Raw genomic sequence first — 9,120 nt, forward strand, 5'->3', positions numbered from 1 at the left:
TGTCGCACAATCTTTGTGCGGTATTGCCCTGAATTTTATAATTCCTATAGTTTTGATAGGTTACATATGCTATTATACATGACAGAACGGAACTTGTCAAGGGGTTCTGGAATTTTTCTTGTCAACAGCAACAGAGAGCGATATTCACCTTTAGGCAACACCGCACAAAACCCGCCTGACGGCTTTGCACGCAATCTGCGTGCAGATTTTTCGTCATATTGCCCAGAAATCCCTTGCCATACGGAAAGTATGCCTGCGGAATTTCTATGCAATCTGTCGATGCAATCTGCCGAAAAATCTGACGACGCATCTTACCACAAGCTTTGCGCGGTGTCGCCTTTATTTTCCAAAGAACTGTTGTATCATGGATAAAATGTGAAAAAGCATCAAGTTTTACAATTCTATGTTGCAATTTGGGTAAAACAGATGTATAATAATACTATGCTATCTATAGGATAGTATTTTCCATCATGCCGGCAAAAAAGCAAAGGCAATACCGGCATACCTACAGGAGGTATAACCAATGAGTTTATTAGACCAAAAACTAGCCGCATTGCCCATAGGCAGTCATGTTCGACTTGTACACAAGTCCGGACGGATCATTGAGGGCGTTGTCATGGAAAATGACGGAAAAGACGCTCTTTCGGTACAGATCACATCAACAGCTACGCTGCGGTACGATCAGATTGGCATACTGGAGGAATGTACACAAGCCGGCATGCCACAGCCAAAACCAGTAGCTGATCCTGTTTTGCAAGCAGTACCGGTACAGCCGGCAGCGGTTCCAGCACCAGCGGCTCCAAAACAAAAACCAGTATCTGGTTTTGAAAACATGCAGATTCCATGCGATAAAGAAGCTGTAACACAGGCATTTAAAGCTATGGAATCCCAAGAGAAGAAAGCTCTGACAACAGGATATAATAAATATCAGAATTATCTGCAAAGTCATGAAACTTCGAAGTGTCAGGAGGCAGCTCAGCTGGCGTGGAATGTGATCAAAGAAAATGAGTGGGATTATAATCCTCGTGTCAATTTTTTTCTGGGCTTGTTACAGCTGGTCTGTGAAGACTATGATATGGCAGCAGAATCGCTGTTCTATGCCGGCAATCTGCGGTATGCCTACTGTGCGGCATATCAGGGGGCACAGAAAAAAGAAGAACGGGAATACGCTCTCCTTGCTGCCGCCTTTGCTGCGTTGTTTCTTTCTGAGGATAATGCACTGGGCAAAGAAGAAGCCGCAGAGGTGCTGCAAAAGTCCTCTGTACAGTTGGCAGACATCTCCGGTATCACCTATGCATTAGAACATGCTGTGGAAGAAAGCAGCAGGGCAGCTTTGAACCGTATCATTCGTTCCATTGGCGTAGATCATGGAAAGACCACGGCAGAACTACAGGATATGCAGGCACTGCTGGAAAGTCTGCGGTATCTGTTCCCGGGGAATGCGGTGCGGAAAAAAATCACCAAATTGCAGAGTAACTCTCTGGAATCCGGCTTGGAAACCGAACCGGAATCTGTGGACATGCCGGAAACACCGCCTGCAAATGATGAGCCGGATCTCACCAAGACACACACCGGCTATATCATTTCTTACGATTATTTCGAGGGAAAGGGAAAAATTCAGGGTCCCAACGAAGAACAGTACCTGTTTGATGTGAAGGACATTACAGACAAATCGCTTCAAAAAAATATTAAGAAGATCGACAAAAGAACGATGACTCCTATTCCGGTAAAGTTCCAGCTGCTGAAAAGCGGCAAAAATTATCTGGCGGTATCCATTAAACGCGGAACAGCATCGTTTTACTTGCCGTCAGCACAGTGGAATGCCGCAGTTGAAGCTGCGGCAGAAACGCCAGCCGCAGCATCAGCAGATCTGCCCCTGTCAGCTTCTATTTTCAAGGCAGCAGCGGCAGAGAAGGAAACATCTGCACCTGCTTCTGAAGAGCCCTTGGAAAAAAGTGAGGACGGAAAGCAGCTGAGTGCCGCCATAAGCCATTGGACGGCAAAAAAAGCGTATTCCAAGGTGGTCGAGGTCTGCAAGACTTATATGGATAAAGATTGCTGGGAAGATGCTTTTACAGCGATCATCATGTGTTATTTACGTATGAACAATGAAAATGAAGAATTGGGGTATCTGAACGAACTTCGTGTGTTTGTGGAAAAATATGCGGATCGGGAAGTAAAGGCGTTAAAAGCACTGGAAGCACTTCAGCAGTATTATATGAAAACACACCAATATGCAGAAACGATCCGGATCCTGAATCGCCTGATGGAACAGTGCGACCCCGGCGAGCACAGCAAGATCCTGCATTACTTGCAGGGGAAGGGACGTTGTTATCGGGAAATCAAAGACTATCCTTCCGCGATCAGCGAACTGCTGGACTGGCTGGACATTGTCAAGCGAAATAAAATTACAGAACGCTACACGATACGGAACACTTGTATTTATATCGAACTGGCAGAACTGTATTTTGAAACCGGTGACTATGAGAATGCGGAAAAATATGTCGGGCTCTCCAGCGACTGCGAACGGAAACAGGTAATGCTGCAAAATCTTGCGGACAGAAAGGCAGCATTGGAAGAAGTCGAAAGACAGACGAATGCCATGGATGCAGACAACGATGCAGATGATGGCTTCGAAGAAGGCTCTGAGCCGGAAGAATCTCTGCAAACAGCGTATGAATCCTACACGGATACCGCCGGCTTCGAAGCTCTGGGAATTGATGACAGTGCGGTTATCAGCAAGGCTCTGCACTTCCAGCCGGAACAACTGCACTGCCTGCTCACATATCTCAACAGTGCGGCAATGCTGACAAAGGATTCCGAAATCGTGCGGAACACAGAGGACGGCACCACTGTCTATGTGGGACAGGCGATCAGGGCGGCAGATGCAGCATTTGCCTATGCGTTTCACAGTCCGCTTCTGGACTCTGAGTATCTCAGCACAGAGATCATGGCAGTATTTGATGAGGCACAGAACGTCCTGCCGGACATCAGTGCATCACTTTTTGCGGCTTCTGCTATGTATGCCCTGTTCCATACGCCTTCTGTACCGGATTACAGCATTGAAGACTTTTCTTTCGTGGTGGAAAATTTCGGACTGGATACCTATCCGGCAATGCTGCCCCTGCTGGGCGATCTGGTATCGTTCCGTGAAAAAACCGGATACGGCATGGACTCGTTTGCTGCCTATAAGACCAACAGCAGTGTCATTGAATCGGTCATTGATGAGGCGAAGGAGTGCTGTAATGCGGCGGATATGCGGAATGATGTGTATGAGAACCACGGACAAGTCCGCTGTACACGGGAACTGCTGTTTGCCAGCGAGGAAAGTGAACTCCGTACCTGTCTGAACATCGTTGCAGCAAATGAAACCGACAAGTTCCAGTTTGTCAAGGATACGGTGTCGGAATTGTTCATTCGTGCCAATAAGCCTATACAGGTGGAATATCTGGACGTGAAAAAAGCAGATAAGTGCATTGATGATTTCTGGGAACGTGCCCGCGTTGCGATCCAAAATGAGGGAAAGCACATCGCCAGACCTCATGAAAAAATCAAGGGCAGCAAGCGGAACAGCATTATGGCAACGCTGAAGCGAATGCTTTCCTGCATCTGTGACTGGCTCGCTGTGGCAGAGCATTTCAGCAGTACCGACAATGCTTTTGCCAAGGAGTATGACACGCTGGAGCCGAAGGTGACAGAGGAACTGACAGAGATCGTTCGCATCTGCAATGACATGCTTGCAGAGCGGGGATTCGACTGGGGCACCGAGAGCGTTCGCCGTGCAGCCACCGAACTGCTGGAAAAGATGAACGGCACATACAACACCAAAACCAGAAAGTATTTCTTCATGGACTTCCTGCGGGGCGAAGACGTTCTGCTGAACGACAACTACCTGCCGGAAACCCAGTCCACGTTCTGCGGCATGCCGGATTTCCACATTCTGTACCGCATCGAACAGCATGCCTCCAAGCCGCATCCGGAACTGCCGGAACGGCTCTCCGAAATTCTCAGCAATGTGGAAACCAAGCACAATTTCCGTACTGCAAGGCTCATCAAAGCCTATGGAGAGGACATGGACATTGCAGCGATCAGGGAACACAAAGACCTTGCCCAGTACGGGGAATGCCTGAAGCAGGCAAAGCAGCGGTTCGAAACCATGTTTCAGGATTTCTCCGATGAACTGGAACTCTGTGAAAGCTACGGCACCCTTTCGAACATCAACGGGGAAAAGAGTGCGATCATGGCGGTTGCCTACGCGTGGTACCGCATCACCCGTGTCACCAACGATTACGGCTTCTATGTCAGACTGCTGGAAGTGATCCGCAACCGCATTTCTGTCAATGCCGTGCAAAAAGGCGAACGCCTTCTGCACCAGCTGGAAGAACTGGCAGACAGTCCGGACTATGACTTTGGCGTGTTCAGCAAGGAAATGATTGAAGCCAAGATCAATGACCAGAACTATTCTTCCGCGGAGTTCATCATGAGCTGTATCCTCCGCCGCGATGTCAGCGGGATCTCTGACTATTCCGATGAGCCGTTTGGATATTTCCGCGAGTTTATCAATGAGCATGCCACCAACTACCGTGCAGTCCGCAGGGGCGGAAAGCACATTACTGAAACGATTGCCGAATATTCGGGGAAAAAAGATCTGGATCTGGCACTGCTGCATCTGACAAACAATGCCCGTAAGGAAACCAGAGGCGGTGCAAACCTGCTGAAAAGCTGGATTCCATCCGGCGGTCCTGCCAGTCTGAACCAGCTGGAAAAACTGCTCTCTTATCTGGGATTTAAGCCGGTTTCCGTTCAGCCGGACACCAGTCTGGACACAGAAGCATATCAGGTGTTCTGCCGGAAACAGATCGGTAAGATCAACTACGTTCACCCGATACCGGCGTTCGGCTCCAAGAGCGAAACAGACGGCTTCCGCGTGCTGTGTCTGTACGGCAAATACGACTGTGACAGTCTGATGGATAAGTTCCGCGAGGTCAATGCGGTGGCAAAGCATACCCTTGTGCTGCTGGACTTCGCCATGAACATGGAAGAACGCAGACGGCTTGCCAGAAAGATCAAGGAAGAAAAATCTTTCGCCACCACGTTTATCGTGATCGACCGTGTCATTTTGTTCTATCTGGCAAAGCACTATGCGGAAAATACCGTGATTCGGCGGCTCATGGCAGTAACGCTGCCCTTTGCGTACTATCAGCCTTTCGTAGAATCCTCTACACAGGACATGCCGCCGGAACTGTTTACCGGCAGAGAAGCGGAACTGACCCAGATCGAGTCGCCGGAAGGGGCAAATCTGGTTTACGGCGGCCGCCAGCTGGGCAAGAGTGCCCTGCTGAAAATGGCACGGCACAACATCGATAAAAACGGCAACGGCGATAGAGCTGTTCTGGTGGAAGAACTCAAAGACCGCAGTGCAGCAGAAGCCGTCAAGATCGTGTCTGACAAGCTGATTCTGGAGGGGATACTGGACGAATCCACCCGCTGTGACACATGGACTGCCCTCGCCGGACATCTCCAGAAGCGGTTCATGGACGAAAATCCGGAAACACGGATCCACTATCTGCTACTGATGCTGGACGAGGCGGACGAGATCATCAAGACCAGCGGTGACACAGAGGATTCTCCGATCACTGCCCTCAAGAGCCTGCCCTCCGGCCGCTTCAAATTAGTCATGGCGGGTCTGCACAATGTAAGCCGCTATCACAGAGAAATGATGCACGAAAACTCCAACCTGATCCACCTGAACTGGATCGTCATCAAGCAGTTCCGGCGGGAAGAAGCCACCAAGCTGCTGACCTGTACGCTTTCCTATCTGGGATTTCGGTTCAATCAGGACATTATCGACAACATTCTTGCTTCTACCTATAACTTCCCGGGACTGATCCAGTTCTACTGCCAGAAGCTTCTGGAGGCAATGAAGAACGAGGACTATGCCGGCTACGGAGAATCTGTCACACCGTTTTATGAAGTGACTGAGAGCCACTATAAAAAAGTCCTCTCGGATACCGACTTCACTGAAAAAGTCGATCAGAAGCTAGAAGCCACACTGTTTACCGATGCCAAGGAACGGAGCAATTATCACATCATTGCATTGATCATTGCGTATCTGTGCTACGTTTCGCCGAATGAAAAGGGCTATACCAGGGATGATCTGCTGCGGATCGCGGAAGAATATCACATCACCCGTATCACTTCGCTGAAACCCAACCAGTTCGAAGAAATCCTGAACGAAATGCTGGATCTGAACGTTGTCAGTGTCATGGATAATTATTATCGATTCGCCACCGATGGATTCCGGAAATTCCTTGGCAGTCAGGACAAGGTGGAAAAGAGCATGGCAGACTATTTTGAGGAGGAGGTATCCGAATGATAGGGGAACTCTGGTGGAACCGCCTTGTCAATTCCGTGCGGTTTCTCGATGACATTCAGATTGCGGTCATGAACGAAAAATCGGTAGTCTTGTTTTTCGATGACGAGATTCCGTGGCAGGACATCATGATCGAAACCATTGAACAGCGGCTGGCAGATCAGAACGACGACCGCAAGCTGAGAGTGTTGAATGTATCTAGTGTATCGGATAGTAACGAAATAGGATCTTACCTGTTGGAAGAATTTTGCAGAAAAGAGGAGAAGAATGTTTACTGGCCAACCACGCACGGCAATGAAATGCGTTTTCTGGCACAGAGCCGCGACACCAATCTGAATAAGCAAGATGTCTGCCTGACTGGTATCCGACCGGAACACGCGGCAAAATGGATCGCTTCCATTTCAGAGTATATGGAAAACTGTGATCCGACAAAGGAACACGGCGTTTTCCTGCTAATGATAGAGGGAGCACCGGCGGTGGGAACCAAGCAGCTGACCGCGTTCCGGTATACCGATTATGTCACGGACTATGACTGCATGATGCTCTGCCTGACTATGGTATCCGATCTGTCCTGCGGAAGAGCCGAAAAGATGTATCTCTGTGAAGTGGCAAGCAACATTGCCCATAACCACATTGAGCGTGCCGCACTGCTGGCAGCGGAAAATCTGGACTTGCTGCGGGATCCGGTTGGCGTGACGGAACGCGTGTATCAGGAAAATGACATCAAGGTCACAAACTTGCAGAACGTCGTGCGTGCTGCTGTCTGGGAGGCACAGATCAAGCTGGTATTTCCGAAGCTGGAAAATTTCCGCGTGGAGATCATTCGAAAGTATGCGTCCAAACTGCAGCAGTATCTGCCGATTCGCAGTTCCAACAATGATACGGTAGATCAGGCAGCCGATCTGGAGATCGGACAGCTGTTCTACATCTGCAAAGAGAACAGCGGCAGCAGGATCACAGACTATGCAGAATTTGAAATGCTGAAAAAGATGCGGAATGCCCGCAACATTCTGGCACACTGGGATATTCTGTCATATGAACAACTGAAAGACATTGACATGATCTAAGATAACATCATATACCAAAGGAAACACTGAATAAAGCCCGCCTGACGGCTTTGCACGCAATCTGCGTGCAGATTTTTCGTCATATTGCCCAGAAATCCCTTGCCATACGGAAAGTATGCCTGCGGAATTTCTATGCAATCTGTCGACCGAAAAATCTGACGACGCATCTTACGCACAAGCTTTGCGCGGTGTTGCCCTAAGATAACATCATATACAAAAAATGCCCCCGCACAGTCACCGGAAAATTACCGGTGAAACTGTGCGGGGGCGTTTTTGATCTATTGTTTTCTTAGAACGAAACGATCAGCTGCATCTTGAACTGTTCCTCGCCATAGACAGCATGAGGAATGTCCTTGGGCATGATCAAGGTTTCGCCGGCGTGGAGCAGGAACACTTCGCCGCCTACGGTGAACTTTCCGGTACCCTCCAGCACCGTTACCATAGCGTCGCCGCCGGCAGCGTGTGTGGAGATCTCCTCGCCCTTATCAAAGGAGAAAATGGTCATGCTCACCTTGTCGTTCTGTACCAGTGTTTTGCTGACAACCTGACCGGTCTGGTACTCCACCAGATCTTTCAGCTGTAAAACAGCCTGCTTTTCAATATTCTTATACATTTTTGCCGCTTCCTTTTTGCTTTTCCAGCCAGTGTGCCGCATAGGAGCACGTGGCAGTGACTTGCTTCCCGTTTGCCTGAATCTGCTGTACTGCACGGGAAACCAACTCGCCTGCGATTCCCATGCCCCGCAGGGAATCGTCTACAAACGTGTGGTCGATGCAGCAGACACCGGCTTCTGTTTCAGGGAATGTGATCTCTGCCACACACTTTCCGGCATCATCAGTGCAGAAAATGCGGTAGGGTTCGCTTTGATATTTCATATAATATGCCTCTTAAAGAGCCTGCTGAATGGCGTGCAGCAGGTCGTCATAGGACTCGAATGCCGGCAGTTCCGGATAGTCCTTTTTGATCTGTTCGGTGCTGCGGAACAGGAATCCCGCCTTGCTTGCCTGAATCATTGCCAGATCGTTGTGGCTGTCACCGCTGGCAATGGTGTCATAACCGATCGACTGGAGAGCCTTGACTGTGGTCAGCTTCGAGTTTTCGCAACGCATCTTGAAGCCTGTGATCTCGCCGTCCGGAGCAACTTCCAGAGAGTTGCAGAAAATGGTGGGATAGCCCAGCTTCTTCATCAGAGGGCCTGCAAACTGGGTGAAGGTATCACTGATGATGATGACCTGTGTCAGTTCCCGCAGTTTGTCCAGAAATGCCTTTGCACCCTCCAGCGGTTCGATCTTCGAAATGGTTTCCTGAATCTCTTTCAGTCCCAGACCGTGTTCCTTCAGGATTCCCAGCCGCCAATGCATCAGCTTGTCATAATCCGGTTCATCTCTGGTGGTGCGTTTCAGTTCGGGGATACCGCTTTCTTCTGCGAACGCGATCCAGATCTCCGGTACCAGTACACCTTCCAGGTCCAAGCAAACAATATTCATAGTATGTGATTCCTTTCCTCATCATATGCCATGCGGCAAATTTTATAGTTTTATTATAACATATGTTTCCGGAGATTGCAACTGCTTTTTGCGGCGGCGATTTGTCCTTTCACAAAAACCCTCTGTACATTCCCGCAAAAATGTGTTATACTATATACACTAGGGCAATACCGCACAAAGATTGTGCGACAGA

Annotated in this window: 6 protein-coding genes; 3 read left to right on the forward strand and 3 right to left on the reverse strand. The window is 49.1% G+C overall.

From position 1 onward, the window contains the following. The 3 genes from RUMCAL_RS16330 to RUMCAL_RS12690 form a co-directional block, all read left to right on the forward strand. The coding region (locus RUMCAL_RS16330) for a hypothetical protein (RefSeq protein WP_207636463.1) at window positions 1-372 on the forward strand (372 nt) is incomplete at its 5' end. 151 nt (window positions 373-523) lie between these two features. Further along, window positions 524-6,376 carry a tetratricopeptide repeat protein gene (locus tag RUMCAL_RS12685; protein ID WP_021683357.1) on the forward strand — a complete coding sequence of 1,951 codons (5,853 nt, stop codon included), beginning with the start codon at window positions 524-526 and terminating at the stop codon, window positions 6,374-6,376. Further along, window positions 6,373-7,440: a hypothetical protein gene (locus tag RUMCAL_RS12690; protein ID WP_021683358.1), complete on the forward strand. Its 1,068-nt coding sequence runs from the start codon at window positions 6,373-6,375 to the stop codon at window positions 7,438-7,440. The genes RUMCAL_RS12685 and RUMCAL_RS12690 overlap by 4 nt, the downstream gene beginning before the upstream one ends. Before the next feature lie 289 nt (window positions 7,441-7,729). Here the strand turns inward: RUMCAL_RS12690 and RUMCAL_RS12695 are convergent, their stop codons facing one another. Genes RUMCAL_RS12695 through thrH form a run of 3 tightly spaced genes read right to left on the reverse strand, consistent with a single transcriptional unit; the run spans window position 7,730 to window position 8,927 of the window. Next, window positions 7,730-8,053, reverse strand: a complete 324-nt coding sequence (locus tag RUMCAL_RS12695) for a cupin domain-containing protein (RefSeq protein WP_021683360.1) — start codon at window positions 8,051-8,053, stop codon at window positions 7,730-7,732. Then, window positions 8,046-8,315, reverse strand: coding sequence for a GNAT family N-acetyltransferase (locus RUMCAL_RS12700; RefSeq protein ID WP_021683361.1), 270 nt, complete (start codon window positions 8,313-8,315; stop codon window positions 8,046-8,048). Before RUMCAL_RS12700 ends, RUMCAL_RS12695 begins: the two co-directional genes overlap by 8 nt. A 12-nt stretch (window positions 8,316-8,327) precedes the next feature. Continuing rightward, entirely contained in the window at window positions 8,328-8,927 is a 600-nt protein-coding gene (gene thrH / locus RUMCAL_RS12705; RefSeq protein ID WP_021683362.1) for a bifunctional phosphoserine phosphatase/homoserine phosphotransferase ThrH, read from the reverse strand. Window positions 8,928-9,120 lie beyond the last annotated feature (193 nt).

The organism is Ruminococcus callidus ATCC 27760, assembly GCF_000468015.1.
Classification (GTDB): Bacteria; Bacillota; Clostridia; order Oscillospirales; family Ruminococcaceae; genus Ruminococcus_C; species Ruminococcus_C callidus.

Coding starts and splice junctions, on each gene's coding strand:
- thrH (WP_021683362.1), bottom strand. CDS start 8,927: ATGAATATTGTTTGCTTGGACCTGGAAGGTGTACTGGTACCGGAGATC.
- RUMCAL_RS12690 (WP_021683358.1), top strand. CDS start 6,373: ATGATAGGGGAACTCTGGTGGAACCGCCTTGTCAATTCCGTGCGGTTT.
- RUMCAL_RS12685 (WP_021683357.1), top strand. CDS start 524: ATGAGTTTATTAGACCAAAAACTAGCCGCATTGCCCATAGGCAGTCAT.
- RUMCAL_RS12700 (WP_021683361.1), bottom strand. CDS start 8,315: ATGAAATATCAAAGCGAACCCTACCGCATTTTCTGCACTGATGATGCC.
- RUMCAL_RS12695 (WP_021683360.1), bottom strand. CDS start 8,053: ATGTATAAGAATATTGAAAAGCAGGCTGTTTTACAGCTGAAAGATCTG.